Origin of the sequence: Pararobbsia alpina (assembly GCF_965118125.1) — a bacterium.
GTDB classification, from domain to species: Bacteria; Pseudomonadota; Gammaproteobacteria; order Burkholderiales; family Burkholderiaceae; genus Pararobbsia; species Pararobbsia alpina_A.
This window is the reverse complement of the sequence record NZ_OZ221287.1, coordinates 1,126,775-1,148,751: the sequence shown is the minus strand read 5'-3', so window position 1 is coordinate 1,148,751 and position 21,977 is coordinate 1,126,775. Positions and strand designations below refer to the sequence as shown.

Annotated in this window: 18 protein-coding genes and 2 pseudogenes; 8 read left to right on the top strand and 12 right to left on the bottom strand. The window is 60.8% G+C overall.

Features of this window, described 5'->3' with window-relative positions; translation table 11 throughout:
* Positions 1–9: 9 nt before the first annotated feature.
* The 6 genes and pseudogenes from ACMFWR_RS04905 to ACMFWR_RS04880 form a co-directional block, all read right to left on the bottom strand.
* Positions 10–372 (bottom strand): hypothetical protein, encoded by a 363-nt coding sequence (locus ACMFWR_RS04905; RefSeq protein WP_413193891.1) that lies wholly within the window; start codon positions 370–372, stop codon positions 10–12.
* Positions 369–1,646, bottom strand: coding sequence for a dihydroorotase (locus tag ACMFWR_RS04900; RefSeq protein ID WP_413193890.1), 1,278 nt, complete (start codon positions 1,644–1,646; stop codon positions 369–371). Before ACMFWR_RS04900 ends, ACMFWR_RS04905 begins: the two co-directional genes overlap by 4 nt.
* 20 nt (positions 1,647–1,666) lie before the next feature.
* Positions 1,667–2,635 (bottom strand): annotated as a pseudogene (locus tag ACMFWR_RS04895) (aspartate carbamoyltransferase catalytic subunit); the annotation flags it as partial.
* A 126-nt stretch (positions 2,636–2,761) separates the two neighbouring features.
* Positions 2,762–3,286: a bifunctional pyr operon transcriptional regulator/uracil phosphoribosyltransferase PyrR gene (pyrR, locus tag ACMFWR_RS04890; protein ID WP_413193889.1), complete on the bottom strand. Its 525-nt coding sequence runs from the start codon at positions 3,284–3,286 to the stop codon at positions 2,762–2,764.
* On the bottom strand, positions 3,283–3,678 hold the full coding sequence (gene ruvX / locus ACMFWR_RS04885) for a Holliday junction resolvase RuvX (RefSeq protein ID WP_413193888.1): 396 nt from the start codon (positions 3,676–3,678) through the stop codon (positions 3,283–3,285). Before ruvX ends, pyrR begins: the two co-directional genes overlap by 4 nt.
* 66 nt (positions 3,679–3,744) lie before the next feature.
* Positions 3,745–4,323, bottom strand: a complete 579-nt coding sequence (locus tag ACMFWR_RS04880) for a YqgE/AlgH family protein (protein ID WP_121083570.1) — start codon at positions 4,321–4,323, stop codon at positions 3,745–3,747.
* A 26-nt stretch (positions 4,324–4,349) separates the two neighbouring features.
* Between ACMFWR_RS04880 and ACMFWR_RS04875 the strand changes: the two genes are divergently transcribed.
* Both ACMFWR_RS04875 and lpxO read left to right on the top strand, forming a co-directional pair.
* Positions 4,350–6,083: an FAD-binding domain-containing protein gene (locus ACMFWR_RS04875; RefSeq protein WP_413193887.1), complete on the top strand. Its 1,734-nt coding sequence runs from the start codon at positions 4,350–4,352 to the stop codon at positions 6,081–6,083.
* A gap of 554 nt (positions 6,084–6,637) precedes the next feature.
* Entirely contained in the window at positions 6,638–7,537 is a 900-nt protein-coding gene (gene lpxO / locus ACMFWR_RS04870) for a lipid A hydroxylase LpxO (protein WP_413193886.1), read from the top strand.
* A gap of 68 nt (positions 7,538–7,605) precedes the next feature.
* On the opposite strand, the gene ACMFWR_RS04865 is transcribed toward lpxO, so the two are convergent.
* The 3 genes from ACMFWR_RS04865 to ACMFWR_RS04855 all read right to left on the bottom strand — a co-directional run bounded on the left by ACMFWR_RS04865 (position 7,606) and on the right by ACMFWR_RS04855 (position 10,997).
* On the bottom strand, positions 7,606–9,096 hold the full coding sequence (locus ACMFWR_RS04865; RefSeq protein WP_413193885.1) for a diguanylate cyclase domain-containing protein: 1,491 nt from the start codon (positions 9,094–9,096) through the stop codon (positions 7,606–7,608).
* Between the two features lie 300 nt (positions 9,097–9,396).
* Complete coding sequence (locus ACMFWR_RS04860; RefSeq protein WP_413193884.1) at positions 9,397–10,752, bottom strand: hypothetical protein; 1,356 nt, start codon at positions 10,750–10,752, stop codon at positions 9,397–9,399.
* A 74-nt stretch (positions 10,753–10,826) separates the two neighbouring features.
* Positions 10,827–10,997 (bottom strand): rubredoxin, encoded by a 171-nt coding sequence (locus tag ACMFWR_RS04855; RefSeq protein ID WP_413193883.1) that lies wholly within the window; start codon positions 10,995–10,997, stop codon positions 10,827–10,829.
* A 278-nt stretch (positions 10,998–11,275) separates the two neighbouring features.
* On the opposite strand from ACMFWR_RS04855, the gene thiD reads away from it, so the two are divergent.
* Both thiD and ACMFWR_RS04845 read left to right on the top strand, forming a co-directional pair.
* A complete protein-coding gene (gene thiD / locus ACMFWR_RS04850; RefSeq protein WP_413193882.1) occupies positions 11,276–12,184 on the top strand; it encodes a bifunctional hydroxymethylpyrimidine kinase/phosphomethylpyrimidine kinase in 909 nt (302 codons plus the stop codon).
* A 296-nt stretch (positions 12,185–12,480) separates the two neighbouring features.
* Entirely contained in the window at positions 12,481–13,110 is a 630-nt protein-coding gene (locus ACMFWR_RS04845; protein ID WP_413193881.1) for a hypothetical protein, read from the top strand.
* A 155-nt stretch (positions 13,111–13,265) separates the two neighbouring features.
* On the opposite strand, the gene groL is transcribed toward ACMFWR_RS04845, so the two are convergent.
* The 3 genes from groL to ACMFWR_RS04830 form a co-directional block, all read right to left on the bottom strand.
* Entirely contained in the window at positions 13,266–14,906 is a 1,641-nt protein-coding gene (gene groL / locus ACMFWR_RS04840) for a chaperonin GroEL (protein WP_413193880.1), read from the bottom strand.
* Between the two features lie 97 nt (positions 14,907–15,003).
* The gene (gene groES / locus ACMFWR_RS04835) at positions 15,004–15,294 is read right to left on the bottom strand and encodes a co-chaperone GroES (RefSeq protein ID WP_413193879.1); all 291 of its coding nucleotides are present in this window, start codon (positions 15,292–15,294) and stop codon (positions 15,004–15,006) included.
* Positions 15,295–15,612: 318 nt separating this feature from the next.
* Complete coding sequence (locus ACMFWR_RS04830; RefSeq protein WP_413193878.1) at positions 15,613–16,575, bottom strand: integrase domain-containing protein; 963 nt, start codon at positions 16,573–16,575, stop codon at positions 15,613–15,615.
* Between the two features lie 1,688 nt (positions 16,576–18,263).
* Here ACMFWR_RS04830 and ACMFWR_RS04825 point away from each other — a divergent pair.
* From ACMFWR_RS04825 to ACMFWR_RS04810, 4 genes and pseudogenes are all read left to right on the top strand, one after another.
* Entirely contained in the window at positions 18,264–18,425 is a 162-nt protein-coding gene (locus ACMFWR_RS04825; protein ID WP_413193877.1) for a hypothetical protein, read from the top strand.
* A gap of 667 nt (positions 18,426–19,092) precedes the next feature.
* Positions 19,093–19,767, top strand: coding sequence for a DUF4397 domain-containing protein (locus ACMFWR_RS04820; protein ID WP_413193876.1), 675 nt, complete (start codon positions 19,093–19,095; stop codon positions 19,765–19,767).
* A gap of 179 nt (positions 19,768–19,946) precedes the next feature.
* On the top strand, positions 19,947–20,744 hold the full coding sequence (locus ACMFWR_RS04815) for a DUF1295 domain-containing protein (RefSeq protein WP_413193875.1): 798 nt from the start codon (positions 19,947–19,949) through the stop codon (positions 20,742–20,744).
* A gap of 62 nt (positions 20,745–20,806) precedes the next feature.
* Positions 20,807–21,895: pseudogene (locus ACMFWR_RS04810) on the top strand (SAM-dependent methyltransferase); the annotation flags it as partial.
* Positions 21,896–21,977: the final 82 nt, after the last annotated feature.

Genomic DNA, 21,977 nt, shown 5'->3' with positions numbered 1-21,977 from the left:
CGGAACACTTTACACGATCATGCCCGCGTCGCCATCGACCACGGTGCCAACGGCACCATGGCGTGCCACGCTCGCCACAGCGCTGCGCGCTTCAAGATGGGTGTCCGTATGCGGGCTGTAAGGCAACGCATAGGCAGGACGACGGCCGTCAGCCTGGAGGCTGCGGCGATGCTGCGCCTGCACGTTGGTCCGCCCTGCACGCGAAATCACCACGAGTGCGGGGTTGCGCGGGTGCCGGACTCGCGAACCTTCATTCGCTGAAGCGTCAGTCGCCGAAACCTCGCTCGTCGCGCCTGCGGGCGCAGCGGTGCCCGCAGCAATCTTCAACACGTACCACAACCGAGCCATTTCTTTACGGATCGTCATCTTCATTTGGCCTCGTATGCGATGTGGCCGGCCACGATCGTGGTTTTCACGCGCGCCGGCAGTTCATATCCCAGGAACGGAGTGTTGTGCCCCTGGCTCTTCAGCACCCGAGGCTCGACCATCCACTGTACTGCGGGGTCGACAATGGCTATGTCGGCTACCGCACCCGCCAAAATTCTTCCCGCCTGCAAGCCGAGCACATCGGCCGATGCGGTCGTCGCCTTGGCCAGGGCCTTGGCAAGCGGCACTCTCGACTCGTTGGCCCACTTCACAATCAACGACATCAGCAACTCAAGCCCGGTCGCGCCCGGCGATGCCTCGGCGAACGGCAACAGCTTCTCGTCATCGTCGACGGGCGTGTGATCGGAGCAGATCGCATCGATGGTGCCATCGAGCAGGCCCGCACGAATCGCGTCGCGATCGCGCTGGGTCCGCAGCGGCGGATCGAGGCGCATCTGCGAATCGAAGTAACCGATATCCATATCGGTCAGATGCAGGTGATTGATCGTGACGTCGCTCGTGATCCGCAGCCCTTCCTTGCGCGCTTCACGCACGAGATCGATGCCGGGAGCCGACGACAGATGCGACAGGTGCACGCGCGCGCCGGTCATGCGCACGAGCTCGATGATGGTGTGCAGTGCGACTGTTTCGGCCGCAGCAGGCACGCCCGGCAAACCGAGACGCGATGCGATCGGACCGCTCGCGGCCACGCCGCCTGCCGACAGATACGCATCTTGCGGGCGCAGCCAGACGGTAAAGCCGTGGGTCGTCGCGTATTGCAACGCACGCAGTAACACTTGGGTGTCGATCACCGGAGTATCGGCCTGCGAAAACCCGATGCAGCCCGACTCGGTCAGCTCGACCATCTCGGTGATGACCTTGCCCTTGAGGCCGATCGTCAGTGCGCCCAGCGGATACACATGCGCCTGGTTCAGGTTGCGCGCACGGAACTTGAGCATTTCGACGAGGCCCGGCTCGTCGAGCACAGGGTCGGTGTCGGGCGGGCAGACCAGGCTCGTCACGCCGCCTGCGAGTGCGGCGTTCATCTCCGACTCGAGCGTGGCCTTGTATTCGTAGCCGGGTTCGCGCAGGCGCGCCGACAGGTCGACCAGACCCGGCACGACGATCAAGCCGCTCGCGTCGATCGTCCGGTTAGCGTTGAAATCGGCAGGCGCGGTACCGATCGCGCAGACCTTGCCTGCAGCGATAAATACGTCGGCCACCTGCTCGGTGCCGGCGGCCGGATCGATGACGCGGCCGCCCTTGATATGAATCTTCATTGCGTGTGTTCTCTCGCGCCTCAGTCGTTGTTTGCCGCAACGATGCCCATCACGGCCATACGCACGGCAATGCCGAAGGTCACCTGGTTCAGGATCACCGACTGCGGACCGTCGGCCACGGCGGAATCGATCTCGACGCCACGGTTCATCGGACCGGGGTGCATCACGATTGCGTCGGGCTTGGCAAGCGCCAGGCGCTCGGGGGTCAGGCCATAGCTCTTGAAATACTCTTGCGCCGAAGGCAGCAGCGCGCCGCTCATGCGCTCGTTCTGCAGGCGCAGGCACATCACGACGTCGACGCCCTTCAGGCCTTCTTCGATATTGTTGAACACGCGCACACCCATCTGCTCGAGACCGCCGGGCAACAGCGTTGCCGGACCGATCGCACGCACTTCGGGCACGCCGAGCGTGGTCAGCGCGTGAATATCGGAGCGCGCGACACGCGAGTGCAGGATGTCGCCCACAATAGCCACGGTCAGCTGGCGGAAGTCTTTCTTGAAGTGCCGGATCGTGTACATATCGAGCAGGCCCTGCGTCGGGTGCGCGTGGCGCCCGTCACCGGCATTGATCACGTGCACGTGCGGTGCGCAATGCTGGGCGATCAGGTAGGGCGCACCGCTCGAGGCATGGCGCACGACAAACAGGTCGGCATGCATGGCCGACAGGTTGTTGATCGTGTCGAGCAACGACTCGCCCTTGCTTGTCGACGACGCATTGATGTTCAGATTGATCACGTCGGCCGACAGGCGCTTCGCGGCAATCTCGAACGTCGTGCGCGTACGCGTCGAGTTCTCGAAGAACAGATTGAAGACGGACTTGCCGCGCAGCAGCGGGACTTTCTTGACCTCACGATCCGTCACGCTGACGAACTGGTCGGCGGTGTCGAGGATCTGCGTGACGATGGCGCGCGGCAGGCCTTCGATGGTCAGCAAATGCTTGAGCTCGCCATTGCGCGTGAGCTGCGGGTTGGCTCGAAGAAAGCCCGGTCGACCGACCTGGATGCCGGCTCCCGTAATGGGTCCCGTAGCGGGTTGTGCGCTCGCGCCCGGCGCGGGCTGGGATGCGGTACTCATGACGATTCCTGCTCGAATGAGGGGGTGTGCCTGCGCGACGCGTCAGGCACGGGTTGCTTCAGTGCCGAACGTCAGACGGCCGGCCGGACCGGCCTCGTCGCGCTCGAGCACCAGGGTTGTGCCTGCCGGCACGCTGTCGACGACGGTGCCGACAAATCGTGCGGAGTAAGGCAATTCGCGGCCGCCCCGATCGACGAGCACGGCGAGTTCGACTGCCGCCGGGCGGCCGAAGTCGTACAGCTCGTTGATCGCGGCGCGGATGGTACGGCCGGTGTTCAGCACGTCGTCGACGAGGACGACGCGCCGGCCTTCGATCGCAAACGGCAACTGCGTCGAGCGCGCTTCGGCCTGCAGGCCGCGTCGCGAATAGTCGTCGCGGTGCAGTGCCACGCTGATCGTGCCGAACTGGGTCACGCCCAGGTCAGCGGCAAGGCGCTCGGCGATCCATGCGCCACCGGTGTGAATGCCCGCCAGCACGGGGCTGTCGGCCTGGGTCCAGTCAGGATAGGCAGCGCGAATCTGCTCGCGCAGCGCCGCGTAGAGCGCTTCTGCGTCAAACGAGGTCATGGCTGGTCGAAAAACTGTTGGAGGATGATGCGGGCGGCTTCGGCGTCGATATCTTGATCGCGCCCGAGCGCATCCGCGGCGGCAGCCGACGAATACCGTTCGTCGACCCACGTGACCGGCAGGGAAAACCGGCCGTTGAGCTGATTGCCAAATCGCTTGCACAACTGCGTGCGCTCGTGCGCCGTGCCGTCGGGGTGCAGCGGCAGGCCGACAACCAGCGCCTGCGGCTTCCACTCGTCGATCAGTTTGCCGACGGCTTCGAATCGGTACTCTTTGTTGCGGTTCTGGATGATCGTCAGCGCACGCGCCTGCCCGAGCAGGGTATTGCCCACGGCCACACCGATCCGCTTCTCGCCGTAATCGAAGGCGAGCAGCGTCGCGGCATCGCTCACGTGTGCCCTCGCATGCGATCTGTAACCAGCGCAGTCGCAGCGGCGGGCATTGCCGCAATCGCCCGATCAGGCATGACCCGCTTCACCGGACAACATCGAGGGGCTGATGCCGAGCAGCGACAGGGCCGCCGACAGACGATCTTCGGCAGGCACGTCGAAGATGACCGACGGATCGGCGGCGACGCTGAGCCAGCCGTTCTTCGCGAGTTCTTCCTCGAGCTGGCCGGCGCCCCAGCCTGCATGGCCGAGGGTCAGCAGGAAACGGCTCGGGCCCGTGCCGCTTGCAACGGCTTCGAGCACGTCTTTGGACGTGGTCATCTCGAGGCCGCCAGGCACGGACATCGACGACGTGTACGTGGTGCCCTCGATGGGCTCGTGCAGCACAAAGCCGCGCTCGGTCTGCACGGGGCCACCGAAGTAGACGGGCAGATGCAGCAACGGCTCGATTTCGAGCTTGAGGTCGATACGGTTGAACAGCGACTGAAGGTCGATGTCGGTAGGACGATTGATCACGAGACCCAGCGCGCCGCGCTCGCTGTGGTCGCAGAGATAGACGACCGTTCCTGAAAACGTCGGATCCACCATGTTCGGCATGGCGATCAGGAACTGATTCGTAAGATTGATGCGCTCTGAGGTCTTGGACATAATCCAGATTTTAGCAAACAGACGACATGTCCGATTTCACCTGCGGGCTCGTATGGTTCAGGCGCGATCTGCGAGTCGCAGATCATGCTGCACTTTATCACGCACTGAGCCGCTGCCAGCGGGTGGTATGTGCTTTCGTCTTCGACACGACCATTCTCGATCCGTTGCCTCCGGACGACCGGCGTGTCCCCTTTATCCACTCAAGTGTCGTCGAACTCGATTCCACATTACGGGAGTCGGGCGGCGGACTCACGGTCCTCCACGGCGACCCGGTTTCGCTGATCCCCGCGCTGGCCAAGGATATTGGCGCCGAGGCGGTCTTTGCGAATCACGACTACGAGCCAGCGGCGATCGAGCGTGACGAGCGTGTCAGCGAAGCGCTGACCGTACAGTCGATTGCGTTCTTCAGCTTCAAGGATCAGGTCATCTTCGAGAAAGATGAGCTGCTGACAGGGCAAAAACGACCTTACACGGTGTTCACGCCCTATAAACGTGCATGGCTCGCGGCGGTCACGCCCGGCGCGCTCGCGCCTTACGCGGTCGACGACTATCTTCATACGCTTGCGCGGCCGCCGATGCTCGGCGGGCACTGGTTCGATCCGGATGGGCCATTGGCGCAGCGCTCGCGTCATGTCGATCCGGAACGGGACGATCATGCGAGTCATGGCGACCCTGCCGGCGCGGCGCGCAATGCACATACCCGTTCTTCGGACGCAGTTGGCCGCTCACACACGAACGACGATCCGCATGGCGCTCGCAGCGGACGCGCGCGCGCGAGTGCGCACTCGCATCACACGAACGCCCTCCCCGACCAGTCGCGCACGCCGGGCATCCCGTCGCTCGCCGATCTCGGCTTTGCCGATGCACAAGCGCCCGCCCTGCCCGCGGGCAGCACGGGCGCCTACCAATTGCTCGACGATTTCCGTAACCGGATCGACGACTACCAGGCGCAGCGCGATTTCCCGGCGATCAAGGGGCCGAGCTATCTGTCGGTCCATTTGCGCTTCGGCACGATTTCGATCCGCGCGCTCGCACGAGAGGCGCATGACGCGATGCGGCTGGGTAACAAAGGCGCGGAGACCTGGCTGTCGGAGCTGATCTGGCGCGACTTCTACTTTCAGATCCTGTATCACGCCCCGCGCGTGGGGATGCCGGGGGCGCATGAGGCGTTCCGGCCGGCTTTCGACGCGATCGAGTGGGAAACCGGACCCGCGGCGGACGCAAACTTTGCGGCGTGGTGTGAAGGCCGCACCGGCTATCCGCTCGTCGATGCGGCCATGCGGCAGATCAATGCGAGCGGCTATATGCATAACCGCTTACGCATGGTCGTCGCGAGTTTCCTCGTCAAGGACCTCGGGCTCGACTGGCGGCTCGGTGAGGCGTATTTCGAAGCGAAGCTCAACGACTTCGATTTGTCAGCCAACAACGGTGGCTGGCAATGGGCGGCCTCGACTGGCTGCGATGCGCAACCGTGGTTCCGCATCTTCAATCCCGTCACGCAATCGGAGAAGTTCGATCCGCGCGGCAAATTCATTCGTCACTACGTCCCCGAGGTCGCGAAGCTGTCGGACAAGGATATTCATGCGCCATGGCGTGCAAAACCTGAGGCGTTGAGCGCGGCCGGTATTTCACTGGGCAGCGACTATCCGTTGCCGGTTGTCGATCACGACGTGGCCCGCAAGCGCACGCTTGAGCGCTTTAGTGTCGTCAAGGACGCGGGCGTCGATGCGAAGCGGCCTGAGAGGGATGAGGACGATTGATGGGTCCGATTGCCGGGTAGTTGCGTGTTCGACGCGTAGCGTGGGCTGAGCGTGGTCTTTTTGCTCTTCGTGTCAGACTTGGGCTCGAGTTCTCGCTCGGGCCTGGACGCAAACTTTTTCCCACTCATTGACTAAAACAAACCGGTACGGCCCTTGCCGAGGGCTGCCACCCCTCACCTCACCCCACTTCCCCGCCCAAACAACCCACTTTTTCGCGGAATTGCGTCTGCAGTTTTGCAATGAAAGTGGCGCGATTACCGCTCCAATTCGCATCAATCGCTTTCAAGCCCCGCCAGGCAAGGCTTCCCGCGAACGTTCCGATCTCGGGGACCGTATTCGACGCGCCACACCCAATATCGGGTGCACTGCAATTCGCTTACGACGCGCGTAATTTATGCGCTCATAGCGACGTCACTAACCGGCGTTTTGAACGGGTGCTCGGTCGGCACAAAGCCGCAGCCCGGTGGGTCCACCGTCGCTCGGACTGTCGCAGCTCGGTCTGTTGTGGGCCGTAGCGCGGCCTGGTGGGAAGCGGGACCGAAGGGGAAGAAACGATGCGCTGGGTCGTGCTCGTCATCTTTATCGTTTGCGGGTTGTATGTGCATTGGCGCGGGAAGGTCCGGCACGGCTTCTTTCGCCAGCTGACAGACCACTCGGCCCTGATGGCCCCGATCAACTGTTTTGCGTATCTCTTCTCGCGGGTCCCGACGACGCCTTATCTCTCGCTCTCGCATTTCGAGGAACTGTCGCTGCTGCGTGAGAACTGGGAGATGATCCGCGACGAAGCGCTCGCACTGCGTGATGCGAGTCAGATCCGCGCGGCCGCCGGCTATAACGACATCGGCTTCAATTCGTTCTTCCGCAACGGATGGAAGCGCTTTTATCTGAAGTGGTACAACGACGCGCACCCTTCCGCGGCTGCGCTATGCCCTCGCACCACGGCGTTGCTGCGTACCTTGCCTTCCGTCAAAGCAGCGATGTTTGCGCAGCTGCCGCCGGGCGGCAAGCTCAATCCGCATCGTGATCCGTATGCGGGATCGTTACGCTATCACCTCGGTCTCTCGACGCCGAACGATGACGGATGCTGGATCGAGGTGGATGGCACGCGCTACTCGTGGCGCGACGGGCAGGAAGTGATGTTCGACGAGACGTATCTGCACCGCGCCGCCAACGAAACCCAGACGGACCGGATCATCCTGTTCTGCGATATCGAACGCCCGATGAAATTCCGCTGGGCCGCATGGATCACGCACGGCGTTGGTGTGACGTTGATGAGAGCCGCGACTTCACCGAACGATGTCGGCGATCGCACCGGTGGCCTCAATCACGCGTTCCGCTATCTCTACGCAATCCGGCGCGTGGGCAAACGCCTGAAGGCGTGGAATCGCAAGGTCTACTACGTCGTGAAGTGGATGCTGTTCGGCGGCATCGCGGCGCTGATCTTTATTCATTGAGCGGCGCCATACGTCGAAGCAACGACAAAGGTAGGCGCGGCAGCAAGCTTGCGCGCGCCCTTTTCTCATCAATTCGCAGCCCGCCGATTCGACTTGGTCTGATCGTAGTGCGCGCGCTTCGACTCATACATCGCCAGGTCGGCACGCTTGAGCGTTTCCTCAAGCCGCTCCTTGCCGTCGCATGTCGCCGATCCCATCGAGAAGCTCAGCTTCGTGCCCGTGTAGAACTGGTTGTTGAGCTCGATGAGCTTTTCGATCTGTTCGACCATCTGCTCGCCGCCGCGCGCATCGACGCCCGGCAACAGCACGGCGAACTCATCGCCACCGATACGCGCCGCGTGATAACGCTTGTCGACGGCCTTGGTCAGCACCTCGCCCGCGCGCCGCAACAACTCGTCCCCTGCGGCATGACCAAGCTGGTCGTTGACCTTCTTGAGGTCATTGACGTCGATCATGATCGCCGTGACCGGGAACGGACCCTTGCGTTGCAGACGGTTGAGTTCGTCGACATAGAACGACCGATTCTTGAGCTTGGTCAGCACGTCGTGCTTGCCAAGGAACTCGAGGTAAGCCTCGGCCTTCTTGCGCGCAGTGATGTCGGTCAATGCAAGCAACACGAGATCCCAATGCCCCTCGTGCCCCGGAAATACCGAGAACTGCAGGTGGATATTGACGACTTCGCCATCGAGCGCGTAGTTGACGACTTCACGCGTATGAAACAGCTTGCCGTCCCAGAGATCGATCAGCTGTTCACGGAAGTGATGACGCATCTCGCCGCGAAACACCTCGGACAGCCGGCCCAGCAGCTCGGCCTTGTTCGGGGCCTTGAACATCTCGAGCGTATGGTGATTGACGTCGAGCACCTGGATCTCGGCCATGCAACGCTCGACGAATTCCGGGTGAACATCGGTGAACGTGCGCAAATCAGTGATGCCCCGATCGCGCAGTTCTTCGAGCAGGTCTTTGACGGCTTCGAAATCCTCGACCCACAGCGACACAGGCGCGTATTCGAAAATGCCGCGCGCATACGCCTCGCTCATCGCGGTGCGGCGACGTGCATCTTCAAGCTCGGTGATGTCGTCTACGGCGACCAGCACGCGATCCCACTTGTCTTCATGGCCGGGCAGGATCACGCCCTTGAGCAGGATATCGAGCCGCCGCCCGTCGAGCGCGTAGTTCACGCTCTTGCTCTGGAACGAAGGGCCGCCCTCCCACATCTGCACGAGTTCGTCGACATGCGCCTCAAGCATATCGTCGCGCAGCACATGATCGAGACGCGAAACGAGTTCGTCCTGGGACGTCGCGGCATAGAGCGAGAGCGTGCGCTGATTGACCTTGAGCACGCGAATGCAGGCCGAACACTCGGCCACGCGCCGCGTATCGTCTTCGAGAAAGCGACGCAGATCGGTCACGCCGTCGGCGCGCCAGCGCTCGAACAACGCGCGCAGCTCGCTATAGTCTTCGAGCCACAACGACGTCGGAGTGACGTCGAAAAAGTCGATGAGCTTGACGCCCATCGTGTCCATATTGCCTACGCTGCCGGTATCGCCTGACTGCATTGAGTGTCTCTTCGAGTGCGATGATCTGATACGTCTATTTGTTGTTTGTCGTGCCTCTACAGCAGCAACGGCGGCAGTCTGACAGCCGTCGTCAACCGACGCTGCAGCCTGCACGGCGCGCCCGGCAGCTCATCCTTCATTGGAACGCTCGCGGGTTTTGATGCCGTTTTTGTACCGCAATACATCGGATAACGACCTGTGACTCGCCAAACTCAGACCGGCGGACGGGACAAGTCGATCTTGCTCAAAGGCTGTTCCGAAGTGTGCCCCGATAACGCCTGATCGATCAATTCGAATCATTCAATTCGAATCGATCAGCTCCTGGAGCGTTGCGATCGATTGATCGAGCGGCAATGGCGGAATGCCGGCGGCGATCCGAAGCAGCGCGCCGCGCAGTGCATCGGTGCCCAGCGTCAAGGCGGTGTCGCCGATGCGGGAAGCCAGGATCGACTCGCGCGCTTCGGCCAGCGCCCGAGCTCGCATACGCCACGACAGCGCAAGCGCATCGGCCAGCAGGCCGACCTGCCCCAGGCCTAAAGCCGCCGACGCCGCGGCCATCCGGAACGCCGCCTCTGAAGCCTGGGCAGCATCCGAGGTGCGCATTGATGACAGGCGGCTTGCATCGCCGAGCGCGGCCATCGACGCGTCGGCCGTTGCCAGAAAGTCTTCGTACGCCCCTGCCGCGACAACGAGCGGGCCGATAAACCGTGAACGGTCCACGGCAAGCGCCTCGCCGGTCAATCCGCGCGCGATGCGCGACTGGATCTCGTCGCGCGTCGCGGCTTGCTCCCAAAGGGTTTCAGGTGAATCGACTGGCGACGGCGGACGGCCGACCGCAACGCCATAGTCGCGCAGCAAGCCGTCGTATTCGACAGGCCGTTCAGGCGTATCAGACGGCGGGATCGATGCGCGCCAGAGCAGTGCCACCGCGCTGCGCACCAGTTCGCGAGGCGCACGCGTCGCACCGCCTGCCTGATCGGCCAGCAGCATATTGAAGCCGGCCAGCAAACGACGGTCGTCGGGCAACTGGGGACCGTGCTCGCGCAGCAAATGCATGCAAGCACCCGCCAGACGCCAGATATCGAGCGGATCGGCACCCGCGAGCGCCGAGGCGCACCATTCGAGTTCGATCAACGCGGCTTCGCGGACAAGACGTTCGACACCGCCGCGCAAGGCGCCAAGCAAGGCCGTCTCGTAGCGCGTTCGAACCGCGCTCAAGTCCTTGTCGGACACGGCCGCGATCGTGGCATACGGCACAACGCGCCCGGCCATCGCAAACGTCTCGTAGCCGACATGTACGCCCTCGCCCTCAGCAGCGACGCGCAACGAGCGATATCGCTCAAAGAGACTCGCGGAACGTGTGAGCGCCGGCAAATTGCGCATTGCAACAGCGTGCGCAAGATCGGCGAGTGCGCCGTCGTAGAGGCGGCTCTGAATATGGGCGATCGGCGAACACGCGTCGATCGCTTCGGTGAACAGCACGGCCGGCATCCAGCCTGCCGAACGAAACGCGGCAGCCGCGCGGTGCACCCCGCTGAACGGGTCCGCGCCGGTGCGCACGGCCGCACGTGCGTCGGCGATCGCCTGCTCGGCATCCGGCAGTGCGCCCCCTAAAGGATTGAAGCCTATTTCGAATCGGATCGAGTGAGCATCCATCCAGGTCAGAGGGCCGCGGGCCGGTCGGTACGACTCAGGGAGTACGACTCAATGCGCTCAGTGAAATCTGACGCTCAGATCTGGACCATCTCGAAGTCTTCCTTACGCGCGCCGCATTCCGGGCAGGTCCAGTTGACGGGCACGTCTTCCCAACGCGTGCCGGCCACGATGCCCTCATCCGGCAGGCCGGCTTCTTCGTCGTAGATCCAGCCGCAAATCAGGCACATCCAGCTTTTGTATTCCATTCCTGTTGTCGCGTCCTTAGAAAGCGATCCGGAGCGGCAATCGGCCGTCCGGTCCGGTACGTGCCAAGGCGGTCGCAAGACACGTGCACGCCCCACCGCAACCTGCCGCAAGCAAGCTCAAACGCGCGAATTCGCCGCGCCGCCAGGCGTTTATTGTGGGCTGTCGGCCGAGGCCGATCCGTTACAATGCGAAGGCTTGATGTTACCGGTTTGCCGGAGGGCTGCCTAGCGCGCTTCCTCCGGCATTTGGCCTCTTATTGATCCGAATCACAGACTACATGGCCAACGACGCTCCGCCGATCGTGCTTTGCTTCGGCGTCTCCGATCCCACTTCCGCTTCCGGCATCCAGGCCGACCTGCTGACGCTCGCTAGTATGGGGTGCCACGGCGTCACCGTGCTCACCGGCTATGCCGTGCGCGATTCCGCAGGCGTTGATGAAATCACGGCGCTCGATCCCGATGCGGTCGCCAATCAGGCGCGTATGTTGCTCGAAGACATGCCCATCGCGGCCTTCAAGGTTGGCGCTACATTGCGTGCCGAGATCGCGAGCGCCATTGCCGAAGTTGTCGCTGACTACGACGACGTGCCGCTGATTCTCTCGCCCGACTTCGCGATCGACGACGAGCATGTGCTCTCCGCCGATGAACTGCGCGAATCGGTTGCCGAATTGCTCGCACCGCAGACGACGCTGCTCGTCGCCGATGCAAGCGCCATCGCGCAGCTTGCCCAGCCTGACCCCGATGCGGAATCACCGTCGCATGAGGACGCGATTGGTCATCTGCTGTCGCATGGATGCGAGTTCGTGCTGGCAACGGACACGTCGACGAACCAGATGATCAACACGCTTTACGGCGAAGACGGCCAGATTCGTCAGGACGCGTGGGAACGCATCCCGAACCGCGTGCTGGGCGTCAACGACACGCTGGCGGCCGCCGTGTGCGCCTTGCTCGCAAACGGCATCGAAGCCCCGGAAGCTGTGCGCGAGGCCCAGGAGTATCTGTTCCAGGCCTCGAAAAACGCGTTCCGCCCGGGCATGGGCGGCTACGTCCCCGATCGCTTCTTCTGGGCCAAGGCCGACGAGATGAAGGAAGAAGGCGAGAGCGACGATGCGGAAGGCGGTCACGAGCCGGATCCGGATCTTCGCGGACCCGAGCGCGATATCGGCAGCGGCGACGCGCTGCATTAAGGATTCGCCCTGTGGAAGTTCGCACTACGGGGTGCGAACTTCCACTTCCTGTCCGCTGCGCCGCACCTCGCACGCCGCGCCTTTCCATACCCGATTTCCGCTTTTCCCCACCGTTTTCCCGTACGTCTTTCGCTGGCCTCTTCCGCTGGCCTCTTTCAGTGCCTGATTTCGCGCACTGGTTTCGCTCTCTTCTTTCCGATAACTCTCCTGCCGCCGGAATATTTTCCGCTGACAGGTGTTGTCGTTCGTATCGGGGACAACGCCCTCTATGCGTTTATTCGGTGGGGAGAAGCGGTATGGCAATGGTGGTGGGAAGGCATGTGGCCTGGCGTTGGCAAGGCATGAAGGAGTGTTGCTGGCTGACCTGCATCGAGATGGTGATGCAGTACAAGTACGGCACGATCTACGGGATCGACGACCAGGGACAGCCGCGTCCGGCGCACAGCGCGCACGCCATGGCCGAATTCCGGAGAAACAGGGGCAGTCACATCGGCGCTCATGCTGATCACTACGGCCTGCGTGAGAATCACGCGCTGAATTCACCGGTCGCAGGCGTTGGCGAATGGCGCAACGCACTGTCGCGCGGCCCGGTGATTGCCGAAGGCAACTACGGCTGGTCACGCTTCGGGATCGGCTCGCATGTCATCGTGATCGTGGGTTTGAGCGGGTCTGACAATCTCATCTTCAAGAACCCGAATATCCACGGTGTGCTGCCACATCCGCGCAGCAAAGACAGCTACTTCACGATCGCAGACGCTTATCGCCTCGCCCATACGAATGCCGGTCAAGGACCGTTCTGGCAGCTTGACGAGGATCTGCCCGTTACCGGCATTCCAGCGACAGCGCCACGGGTGACGGTGCCCAACGCAGGCGCGGGGAGCCAACAATGGTCGCAGACATTGCAGAACACGGTTCGGCGAATCTGAGGGAACCAGGGTGCAGAAAGGACAAAGGACGACAAGACGCAAAAAACCCGCGTTTCCGCGGGTTTTTCGCTTTTGGCGATCCGTGAAGATCGCCGAGATGCTGCAGGGGTGAAGGCAGGTCGCCCTGCCTTCGGTCATGCATTGGCTTGCGCCAATTACATGTCCATGCCCATGCCGCCCATGCCGCCGGGCATGCCACCACCTGCCGGTGCGTCTTCCTTCGGCAGTTCAGCAACAGCGCAGTCCGTCGTCAGCAGCAGGCCAGCAACCGAAGCTGCGTTCTGCAGTGCCGTACGCGTGACCTTCGTCGGGTCCACAACACCGGCTTCGACCAGATCGACGTACTCGCCCGTTGCAGCGTTGTAGCCCAGGTTGCCCTTACCTTCGAGCACGCGCGCCACGACGACGCTAGCTTCTTCGCCACCGTTCGTCACGATCTGACGCAGCGGCTCTTCCATCGCGCGCAGCACGATCTTGATGCCAGCGTCCTGATCGGGGTTTGCACCCTTCACAGCCGACACTGCAGCACGTGCGCGGATCAGTGCAACACCGCCGCCAGGAACAATGCCTTCTTCCACAGCTGCGCGCGTTGCGTGCAGCGCGTCTTCGACACGTGCCTTCTTTTCCTTCATTTCGACTTCGGTCGCAGCACCGACCTTGATCACTGCAACGCCGCCGGCCAGCTTGGCCACGCGCTCTTGCAGCTTTTCACGGTCGTAGTCCGACGTCGCTTCTTCGATCTGCTTGCGGATCTGGCCAACGCGAGCCTGGATGTTCGTGGCTTCGCCCTTGCCGTCGATGATCGTCGTGTTTTCCTTGCCCACTTCGATACGGACTGCCTGGCCCAGTTCGGCCAGCGTTGCCTTCTCGAGCGTCAGGCCGGTTTCTTCAGCGATGACTTGACCACCGGTCAGGATCGCGATGTCTTCGAGCATCGCCTTGCGACGGTCGCCGAAGCCCGGAGCCTTGACGGCCGTGGTCTTCAGGATGCCGCGGATGTTGTTGACGACCAGCGTTGCGAGCGCTTCGCCTTCGACGTCTTCAGCGATGATCAGCAGCGGACGGCCAGCCTTCGCGACTTGTTCGAGCACCGGCAGCAGATCACGGATGTTCGAGATCTTCTTGTCGTGCAGCAGCACGAACGGGCTTTCCAGAACGGCGACTTGCTTGTCCGGGTTGTTGATGAAGTACGGCGACAGGTAGCCGCGGTCGAATTGCATGCCTTCGACGACGTCGAGTTCGTCGCTCAGCGATTTGCCGTCTTCAACCGTGATGACGCCTTCCTTGCCGACCTTGTCCATCGCTTCAGCGATACGATCGCCGATCGACGAGTCGCTGTTGGCCGAGATCGAGCCGACTTGCGCGATTTCCTTGTTCGTCGTGCAGGGCTTGCTGATCTTGCGCAGTTCTTCCACTGCAGCTGCGACGGCCTTGTCGATGCCGCGCTTCAGATCCATCGGGTTCATGCCCGATGCAACGTACTTCATGCCTTCGCGGACGATCGACTGGGCCAGAACCGTTGCCGTCGTCGTGCCGTCACCGGCGTTGTCGCTGGTCTTGGAAGCAACTTCCTTGACCATTTGCGCGCCCATGTTCTGGAGCTTGTCCTTGAGCTCGATTTCCTTCGCGACCGAGACACCGTCCTTGGTGACCGTCGGGCCGCCGAAGCTGCGTTCGAGCACAACGTTGCGACCCTTCGGGCCCAGCGTGACCTTGACTGCGTTGGCGAGAATGTTCACGCCTTCGACCATCTTTGCGCGGGCGATATCGCCGAACACGACGTCTTTAGCTGCCATTTGAGGCTCCTTGAAACTATTTGATTCGGGAATGAAGCGAGTGCCCGCTTACGTCGGACACGAGGCTTTGTAACCTTCTGAGCAAGTAGCCTGAGGCTTACTTTTGCACGACGGCCATGATGTCTTCTTCGCGCATCACGAGCAGTTCGTTGCCGTCGACCTTGACGGTCTGGCCTGCGTACTTGCCGAAGAGCACCTTGTCGCCGACCTTGACGTCGAGCGCAATCGGAGCGCCCTTGTCATCGCGCTTGCCCGGGCCGACGGCCAGGACTTCGCCCTGATCCGGCTTTTCAGCAGCGGCTTCGGGGATAACGATGCCCGAGGCGGTCTTCGTTTCTTGGTCCAGGCGCTTGACGATGACGCGATCGTGCAACGGACGAAGGTTCATACACACTCCTATTTGAGTTCGAAACAGAAACGCTTGATTGGGCCAACCAGCCGGGGGGCCAGTCGCCGGAAACCGGATGCGCAAGCCCGTGGTGTTAGCACTCCGGGCTGACGAGTGCTAAGTATAGGGACGGGGTGGGGGGTTTTCAAGTGGAAGTACGTCTTCCACTCAGCACCCAAGCCGTTCTGCGCCCCGTCCGATGCCCCTTCATGCGCCGCGAGGTCCGAAATGTAGATCTAGACACGCAAAACTGATAGCAGAAGCCTTGGACCAGCGGATGCGAACGACTCGAGGCATGACAGTGGTCTTCGCTGAGTGCTACTGCTTCGCGGAATCCCGCGTCGGCTCTATTGTTGCCCCGGCACCGTTCATGTTGTCAGCGTTCTGAGCAAACACATCGATCAACGACCTGCAATACACCGATTTAATCCATCGATACCGACTATCCCCATGCCCTAAATAACGACTTAGACGGACTAGCACCTCACGATTAGTCATGCCCTGCGAAAGCAACTCAATGGCTTTATCGCAGGCATATGCATATCGTAAAGTGTGCGGCGAATATTCGCCACGAAATCCGACGGACCGATATATTCGGCGCATCTTATACGCGCTAGTTTTTAAGTCACCGGGAATGCCAACTAATGCGCCATGCAACGTGTAAAACTCCATTGCCGCTGACACGGCTGCTTGAGTTTCAGTGACCCGCGAGAAAATAGGCTCTACTTCGCGATGACGCCCATTTTTTGTACCGCGCGTCACGTACAACGCGGTTACAGGACCTATTTCGAGCGCTCTTACCCAATCAAGAAGGCTCGGACCGCACATCAGAGCTTCCATAGTTCGAAGCCCGAGCAAACGAGAAAGCTTCGCGACGTGGTAAAGCCCCTCATTGGCTATTCGAAGCGCGTTCATTCGACTGATGTACGCGCTATCGCTAATTGGCTGGCGCTTGCCGGTTCGATCTCGAGGTGGTATTGATAAATCAGCGTTCGAGAAATCTTGTGTATCCCTGCCTGCATTGCGCAGGACTACCCTCAATGCAGACGCAATGTTGTGCAAGTGCCCCGGGGTATCCCCCTTCACAACGCGAACGCGGAAATACTCTTTTGCACACTGCTGATCCACATCTTTGATCCGATCCGGCAAAGAGCCGACCACTTGCAAATATGTTAGTAACGGTTGAATCAATTGATGGCGATTTTGCTGATGCCGCCGGCTGCCGCCACATCGCCGACTGATTACAACAGCCTCGTGCCTGAGTTTAGCTTTCTTTCCCATTCGTCTGCCTCGTTTTGATTTTCGTTGCACTGCCGTTTGAGAAACCTCGGATATCTGGGACAACTGCTACCGATCTTTTCTACTACCGCGTTTCTTTGTTACTTGGCACTTGCACGAGCGCGAATGAGCGAGTTGGGCACGTGGGTATGGTTGAGGTTTCGAATCGAGCGTTTGCGCGAAAGGACCCACATGATTTAAAGAAGACTAGATTTTTTTGGAAAAGTATGTGGCGGCAACATGCCTGCGCCACGAGAGGCCGAATGCAAAAAAAAGCATTGGTAGAAGATTGGTAGAAGACCGGTCGATGCTCTCGAGTGCGTTAAACCTGCGTCGGGAAACGCATCGCAAGATATGCGACGTCGCTTCAACAAACGACGCCGATATATAAAGCAAGACTTTTCACGGGTTCAATGTGGCCCGAACAAATTCCAAGCCATTGGACTACGTATCAATCGGATGCGATGGCGTGTGACGTGAGAGCTTGCTACGAATCTTGCCTAACACGCACCCCGCGGGGGTGACGCGTCATTGCGAAAGAAAGCGCTCCAGAACGCTCTCCCAAAAAACGAGGCGCTCCGCCATCACTTGCAATATTCGACGCTCGATCGGGCGCGAAAAAGGCTCAGGTTGGTGCCTCAAAAGCAGCACTCGTTAAAGCGAACAGCTAGGACAATAAATTGTCGAGTCGATGCGTCAGAGACGCGCAGGTGCAGTCACCATAGCGGGCGCGGCACCTCTAATCAATCGATTTTTTTGGATTTTAGCTAAAAGCCGACCATCCCCGAAAAGAGCGCATTTTTTCTCTTCTTATCGCGAATAGTTCCGTATTCTGATACGAGTTTGTGACCGGGACCTCGAACGTATCTGCAGATGCTGAACTCCGACATCGCTCTCGCGCACGGCGAGGGCTCGCAATCGTCGTGCGCGAGAACGGATCAATGATCCGTTGGTACGCCAGAATTTTCCGCCACGGCGTTCTATTGTTTTTCCAGGCTCCGATACGATCGGGCAGCGGGCACCAGGTCGACGGGGTTCTTTGGACGCAGATTTCGGACGCGGGCATTTCGTGGACGGACGGGTACATTGCCAACGCTACGGGGGTGAACAAACTGCGGCCCCACTTGCAACGTGCTGACCTTGCTCCCGCGCCTGTCCTGCCAATCCTTCCGTCGTCGCGGCGGTGCCCGCGAGCCCGTTCGAAATGATCCCTAACGCGCGACGCCGAATAAAATCCAATACACCCGATATTTCATACAATCAAATAGAAAGAAGCATGTTGCGGTTGAAACTACTAGAGACGCTCATTTTAATCGGAATCAATTTCGGCAAATCTCCATTCCAATTTGCGTCACATATAAAACCTTCAACGAGGTATTCGGCATTTCCGCGGATAAACAGGCACTATGTCGCTGCAAGGCGTTTTCCAGATTGTCGGTTTGAATGCCACATATCGACGGAAAGGCGAGCTTTACGACGCTCACGCCTATAAGGGCGACTGAGACCCTTTGTCGATTTTATCAACCGTCGCGACGCATTTCAGGGCACTCCCCTTTTTATTTTAAACCTTTTACGCGCAGGCCGATGCTCTGCTTCCCGGAAGCAAATTCATTTGCGCATGATGCGATGCCGATGCGCGGTTTGATCTTTCGCGCGGTTTTCATAAAAAATATTCAGCGTTCCGCGCTGACATGCCGATTGAAGCAGATGCCCTGGAAAACGCGAACTATATCTACCCAGACAATATCAAACCGATGGGTCGGCTCAGTTCGCTCAACTCTCTCGAACGCGAAGTAATGCTGAAGTCGGACCGTGAGCTCTATTACTACGCCGAACACCACGAGCAGCTGTAGCGCGCACGGAGTCAGCAAATCATCTGGCACTTTTCGGAGCGTCCAAATGACTTGCTGGTTATCGACCTCACGACGGAGTTCGACACGCGCAAAGTCGCCGAATCCCTCAATTTGCCCGAGTCTCTCGTGACGCGGATTCCACACGCAAACAAGACGTGAACGCCGTTTGCAAACCCACCATACGCAAGCACATCGGGTGATCGAGGGCTCGTCTCCCGAGAGGGCAGACCTGCCCATTTCGGGGCACGTCCCGAACGCAAACGGCGGCCTCAGCGTTCGATGTTCGTGTAGGCCGCCCTCCCTGATCTCCCGCGGCCCGGTCGAACCGGGCACTCACGTCAGCCCCGCCGACCGCCGTTCGCGCAACGGCCGTCACGGCCGACTTCATACAGTGTCGACACGATTTGTTCAACTACAACGGTGGACAAAATATCATCCTTTGTTCACGTTGAACTCGTCATTCCGAAACCTATACTCAGAAAGCAGCCTATTTTTCGAGGATGCACCAGGCGTGCCATGCGACTCATATAGCCGTCATAAGCCGTTTCAGTACGGCTACGCGTTCGCGCGCCCGTTCGTAGACTCACCACCACAACGAAGACCCTCGCGGTCTCTTTTTTGCGTCACACGATTTTTTGTCGTAGACAAACAAATATCAGGAGACGTTATGAAAGCCCTTCACCATGTCATTCTCGTGGCTCTCGGTTTACTGGCCTTATTCGGCCTGGCCTCGTGCGGCGGCGACGACACGCCGCTTACGTTCAACGCCAGCCTGCGTGTCGTGCATGCGTCGCCAAACGCGCCCAATGTCGATGTGCTTGTCGACAACAAGGTCGTGCTGACCAACGTGCCGTACTCCGCCGTGTCGTCGTATCTGACCGTCACAGCGGCCACGCATGAGATCAAGGTCAACGCGACCGGAACATCGACGACGGTGATCGACGTCACGCCCACGCTGGCGAAGGGCGCCGCGTACACCGTGCTCGCCGTCGGCTTCCTGAACAGCATCCAAGCCTTGATCGCGACCGATGATCTGACGGCACCGACTTCGGGCAACGCAAAGCTGCGCGTCATTCACGCAGCACCCGATGCCGGCAATGTCGACGTCCTCGTCAACGACAAGGTTGTCCTGTCCAACGTCCCGTTCCAGGCGATCTCCCAGTACCTGACCGTGCCGGCGGGCACCTATGACATCAAGGTCAATGCGACGGGGACTTCGACGACGGCCATCGAGACATCCGCCACGGTGGCGTCGGGCGGGATTTACACGGCTGTTGCGATCGGGTCTGTGGCCACTGCGTCGACCAATCCGCTTGCGCTGAAGATCCTGACGGATCTGTAGTTGTCGCGCCGTAACGGAATGAACGCGTAGCGCTGCGAGTCCGGGCAGCGTTCCCGGGCGAGATAAGTGTGCTGCAACGTTGCGAGCGTGGCGGCTGCGTAATGCGGATAGCCACGCGCCCCCTGCATCCATTCGGCCAGATGCTTCGTATCTGAATTCAGAAGCGACATGGAGCCGATATGCATCTCGCATCGACCCTTGCTGTCAGTTTTGCTGCGGTGGTGGTGACGTTCACCGCCACCTGGCTCGTTCAGCTGCGCACGCGCAACGCAGGCGTGATCGATCCCGTCTGGGCGGCGGCGCTCGGCGGTCTCGCCTTGCTCGCGGCCGCATCGGGCGAAGGTGCGGCCGTCAATCGCCTGTTCGTCGCGCTCGGTGGGGGTGTATGGGCGATACGGCTCGCCAGTCATTTATGGCGGCGCCAACGGGGTCAGCCCGAAGACGCTCGCTATCACGCCTTGCGCGAGCGCTGGGGCGATACATGTGCGCGAAACATGTTCTGGTTTTTCCAGCTGCAGGCACTGACCACCCTGATTCTTTCGATCTCGTTCTTCGTTCCCGCGTATTCCAGGCAGGTGCCGTCCATGCCTGCGCTCGCCGTCGCCATCGCGATCTGGTGCATCGCTGTCGCCGGCGAAGCGTCGTCTGATCGTCAGCTCAGGCGCTTCCTCGCCGATCCCGCCCATCACGGCGAAGTGTGTCGCATCGGCTGGTGGCGCTATTCGCGTCATCCCAACTACTTCTTCGAATGCCTGCATTGGCTCGCGTATGTGCCGCTGGTGTTCGGCACCTTGCCCGGCTGGCTGACGCTCGTTTCACCTGTCCTGATGGCGTGGCTCCTGATGAAGGTGTCGGGCATTCCGATCCTGGAGGCGCGGCTCGCGCAACGGCGCGCCGGCTACCGCGAATACATGCGCACCACGAGTGCGCTGGTGCCCTGGCCGCCGAAGGCCAGCGCGGACCGTACCCAATCCTGATACGCATGCATCGCCCGCCCACCCCCCATCCATCCCCATCGACCGCTGCGAGACACTCCGCCATGACCGGTACGACCGCACAGCCTACCCGTTCCTCCGCCACCTCCGGCGAGCCGTCCGACCACTGGCTGATCCGATGGTGTGAGCGCGGCTGGCTCCCCGATGCGCTCACTCGTGCCGGCATGCGCACGCTTGTACGACAACGCCTCGCCGAAGAGACTGCGCGATACGGACGCGATCGGTCGCACACCTTTGAAGCGCTGCTTAACGAACTCCGTGCCAGTCCGATCGCCATCGACACCCACGCTGCGAACGCACAGCACTACGAGATTCCCGGCGCGTTCTTCGAAGCCCACCTCGGCCCCCGGCTCAAATACTCGTGCGGATACTATCCGCGCGGCAACGAGACGCTTGCGCAAGCCGAAGACGCCATGCTGTCGCTCTATGCCCAACGCGCCGGGCTTGCAGACGGGCATCGCATACTCGACCTCGGATGCGGTTGGGGTTCGCTGTCGATCTGGCTTGCGGAGAAGTATCCGAACGCGCAGATCGTCGGCGTTTCCAATTCGCAGAGTCAGCGTCGTTTTATCGAGCAGCGGTGCGCCTCGCGCGGGTTGACGCGCGTCCGGATCATCACGGGCAATATCGCCGAGCTCGAACTGCCGCCGGAGATGACGGGATTCGACCGTGTGCTGTCGATCGAAATGTTCGAGCACATGAAGAACTACGGCGCCCTGCTCTCGAAGATCGCGCGATGGATGCAACACGACGGCAAGTTGTTTGTTCATCACTTCGCCCACCATCGGCTTGCCTATCACTTCGCTTCACGTGACACGTCGGACTGGATGTCGCGCCACTTCTTTACGGGCGGCACGATGCCAAGCGCCGACATGCTATCGCGCTTCGATGATGACCTCGTGGTCGAACGCGACTGGTGGGTCGACGGCACGCACTATGCGCGAACGGCGAACCGCTGGCTTGCTTCGCTCGACAGCTCACGCGAAATCGTCATGCCGGTCCTGCACGACATCTATCGTGCCGACGCCCGCGTCGCGTTTCAGCGTTGGCGCATGTTCTACATGGCCGTATCGGAGCTGTTCGGTTACGCGGCCGGGCGGGAATGGGGTGTCGCGCATGTGTTGCTTGGCAAGTCGTTGAAGTACGCGGCTACGGCTGCACGCACAGGCACAAGCACACCCGCTGTCACAAACGCTGCCACTGCTCCTGCCACTG

What these genes read in the sequence shown, in the direction of transcription:
- ACMFWR_RS04820 (WP_413193876.1), top strand. Translation starts at nt 19,093, where the DNA reads ATGAAAGCCCTTCACCATGTCATTCTCGTGGCTCTCGGTTTACTGGCC.
- ACMFWR_RS04830 (WP_413193878.1), bottom strand. Translation starts at nt 16,575, where the DNA reads ATGGGAAAGAAAGCTAAACTCAGGCACGAGGCTGTTGTAATCAGTCGG.
- ACMFWR_RS04815 (WP_413193875.1), top strand. Translation starts at nt 19,947, where the DNA reads ATGCATCTCGCATCGACCCTTGCTGTCAGTTTTGCTGCGGTGGTGGTG.
- thiD (WP_413193882.1), top strand. Translation starts at nt 11,276, where the DNA reads ATGGCCAACGACGCTCCGCCGATCGTGCTTTGCTTCGGCGTCTCCGAT.
- pyrR (WP_413193889.1), bottom strand. Translation starts at nt 3,286, where the DNA reads ATGACCTCGTTTGACGCAGAAGCGCTCTACGCGGCGCTGCGCGAGCAG.
- lpxO (WP_413193886.1), top strand. Translation starts at nt 6,638, where the DNA reads ATGCGCTGGGTCGTGCTCGTCATCTTTATCGTTTGCGGGTTGTATGTG.
- ACMFWR_RS04880 (WP_121083570.1), bottom strand. Translation starts at nt 4,323, where the DNA reads ATGTCCAAGACCTCAGAGCGCATCAATCTTACGAATCAGTTCCTGATC.
- ACMFWR_RS04855 (WP_413193883.1), bottom strand. Translation starts at nt 10,997, where the DNA reads ATGGAATACAAAAGCTGGATGTGCCTGATTTGCGGCTGGATCTACGAC.
- ACMFWR_RS04825 (WP_413193877.1), top strand. Translation starts at nt 18,264, where the DNA reads ATGCCGATTGAAGCAGATGCCCTGGAAAACGCGAACTATATCTACCCA.
- ACMFWR_RS04875 (WP_413193887.1), top strand. Translation starts at nt 4,350, where the DNA reads ATGTCCGATTTCACCTGCGGGCTCGTATGGTTCAGGCGCGATCTGCGA.
- groL (WP_413193880.1), bottom strand. Translation starts at nt 14,906, where the DNA reads ATGGCAGCTAAAGACGTCGTGTTCGGCGATATCGCCCGCGCAAAGATG.
- ACMFWR_RS04860 (WP_413193884.1), bottom strand. Translation starts at nt 10,752, where the DNA reads ATGGATGCTCACTCGATCCGATTCGAAATAGGCTTCAATCCTTTAGGG.
- ACMFWR_RS04865 (WP_413193885.1), bottom strand. Translation starts at nt 9,096, where the DNA reads ATGCAGTCAGGCGATACCGGCAGCGTAGGCAATATGGACACGATGGGC.
- ACMFWR_RS04900 (WP_413193890.1), bottom strand. Translation starts at nt 1,646, where the DNA reads ATGAAGATTCATATCAAGGGCGGCCGCGTCATCGATCCGGCCGCCGGC.
- ACMFWR_RS04845 (WP_413193881.1), top strand. Translation starts at nt 12,481, where the DNA reads ATGGCAATGGTGGTGGGAAGGCATGTGGCCTGGCGTTGGCAAGGCATG.
- groES (WP_413193879.1), bottom strand. Translation starts at nt 15,294, where the DNA reads ATGAACCTTCGTCCGTTGCACGATCGCGTCATCGTCAAGCGCCTGGAC.
- ACMFWR_RS04905 (WP_413193891.1), bottom strand. Translation starts at nt 372, where the DNA reads ATGAAGATGACGATCCGTAAAGAAATGGCTCGGTTGTGGTACGTGTTG.